This is a genomic window from Streptomyces sp. SID3212, assembly GCF_009865405.1.
Classification (GTDB): Bacteria; Actinomycetota; Actinomycetes; order Streptomycetales; family Streptomycetaceae; genus Streptomyces.
The window spans coordinates 1-2,069 of the sequence record NZ_WWJY01001063.1; the positions used below are offsets into that span (position 1 = coordinate 1).

Here is a 2,069-nt window from a genome sequence, read left to right on the forward strand (position 1 = left end):
GAGGCGCAGCAGCGGGCGGCCGGCGTCGAGGGCCTGGCGCAGCACGCGGGCGCGTACGTACGTGTAACCGGCGTTCCGCGCCCCGTCGGAGCCGCCTCCGCCGCCCGCCCGGCGCGGTCCCGGGAGCACGCCGTCGACGGTGGCGGTACGGCCCCGGGGCAGCGAGCGCTGGACGAGCGCGTGCGCGGTCAGGACGCGCCGGTTGCGGCCGAGCGACGGGGGGAGGACGAGGTAGGCGATCCGTACGAGACGGGGGTAGTGCTCGACGAGCGCCGCCTCCGCCTGGTCGACGTCGACGGGGCCTGCGGTGGGGGCGGCGGCCGTGGCGGTGGCGGCAGCGGGGGCGGTGACGGAGTCGTGTGGGCGCACGTGCAGCAGAACGAGCGATTGGTCCGATGGTCACCCCGGAATCCGGTGCGCACCCCGGAATGAGTCATTCCGCTCATTCCGTTTATTACGTCCTCGGCCCCACGAAGACGCGTTCGACAGGGCACGATGGGCCGCATGCGTACGGAACGAGCAGGCGTGGCGATAGCGGTCCTGGCCCTGGCCCTGACGGCGGGCTGCGGCGCGAACGACAACAAGGCCCCCCAGGTGCCGAAGACGGCGACGGGGAGCCTCGAACAGCTCGCCTCGAAGGCGAAGTGCGAGCCCAACATCTCGACGGACGCCGCCGAGCTGCGGCAGGCCAACTGCGCGACCGGGGACGGGAAGTACGTCCTGGCGACCTTCGCCACCGACCGCGGCCAGCGCGAGTGGATCAACGAGGCCAAGGACTACGGCGGTTCGTACCTCGTGGGCCGGAAGTGGGTCGTGGTCGGCGAAGCGGCCGTGGTCGCCACGGTGCGTGGCCGGCTGGGCGGGGAGGTGGAAACGGGCTCGTCCCACCACGCGCAGAACGGTGGTGGGACGAGTGCCGATCCGTCCGGTCATGACATGAGTGACATGCCCGGCATGGAGGGGATGGACGGCATGGACGGTATGGAGGACATGCCGTCCACGCCCTGACCGGCGTGGTGGTGCCGACGACGTCGGGCCGGGTGCCTCAGCGGCACGTGGTCCCGGCGTTGAGGCAGCTCACCATCTTGTTCATGATCCGCGTGTCGAACACGTTGATGAAGTCACCGTGGTCGGTCACCGGCTTGTGCAGCTGCTCCGGGAAGGAGTCGACCGCGAAGCCGGGGCCCGGCGGGACGCGGTAGACGATCCGCTGCTGGAGCTGCGGAATCGCCTTGAACCCGTTCTGGCAGCGGCCGTTGGCATCGGCGAAGGCCACGTGGGTGCGGTGGTTCGCACTGTCGGTGTTCTGGCCGTCCCAGCAGCTCTGGAAATTGAATGTACGGACCACCTTGCTGCCGCGCGGGCAGATCGGGTATTTGTCCTTGAGCTGGCGGTTCTCGAATCCGGTGCAACTCCACGACGCGTTGGCGTTCGCGTTTCCGTTGACGAAGGCCTTGGCGTCACCCGTGATGATCCGCAGGAAGCGGGGCATCGCGACGACCTTGGAGGTCGGGTTGCCGACAAATTTCAGAGTCACCTCGTTGGGCGTCTGAATCTTTCCGGCATTTCCTTCCTTGCCGCCGCCGTCCGCGTTGACGTCGAACTCGGCCTGGCCGTTCTGGAGACGCAGCACCGGCCAGTAGTAAGTCGACTTGTCGCCCTGATTGCGGCAGCTGGTGGCGGCCGCGGCGAGCGCGTCGTCACTGGCGAAGGCGTTGTTGCCCTGATTGCCGACGTAATCGTGCATGTGGTGGGCGCCGTTGCTCACACCGGGCGCGACAATGACGTTGTCGGAATTATACTTCTTGTTCTTGTTCACCCCGCATGAGGTGATGAACGAACCCCGGGACGCCTGCCGCAGCTTGCGCGGCTTCACCACGTTCGGCCGGACCGACCGGATGTTGACGAAGTCCGAGGCGTCCGGGCCGTTGCCACCCTGCCCGGCCGCCGGGGGTGCGCTGGCGCTGGGGCTGGCCTGGCCGTTGTCCCCCGCACCGGCGTCCTGGCCCTCGGCCGGGGCGCTCTCGGCGGCGGACGGGGCCGGGGAGGCGGCAGGGTCCTGCGCCGCC

The 2,069-nt window shown here is 69.3% G+C and carries 2 protein-coding genes and 1 pseudogene; 1 reads left to right on the forward strand and 2 read right to left on the reverse strand.

Annotated features, from left to right (window positions below; all coding sequences use genetic code 11):
* A pseudogene (locus GT042_RS31620) lies at positions 1 to 369 on the reverse strand (hypothetical protein); the annotation flags it as partial.
* Between the two features lie 135 nt (positions 370 to 504).
* On the opposite strand from GT042_RS31620, the gene GT042_RS31625 reads away from it, so the two are divergent.
* Positions 505 to 1,008 carry a hypothetical protein gene (locus GT042_RS31625; protein WP_161312124.1) on the forward strand — a complete coding sequence of 168 codons (504 nt, stop codon included), beginning with the start codon at positions 505 to 507 and terminating at the stop codon, positions 1,006 to 1,008.
* 37 nt (positions 1,009 to 1,045) lie between these two features.
* Here the strand turns inward: GT042_RS31625 and GT042_RS31630 are convergent.
* A partial coding sequence (locus GT042_RS31630; RefSeq protein WP_161312125.1) for a DUF1996 domain-containing protein occupies positions 1,046 to 2,069 on the reverse strand: 1,024 nt, incomplete at its 5' end.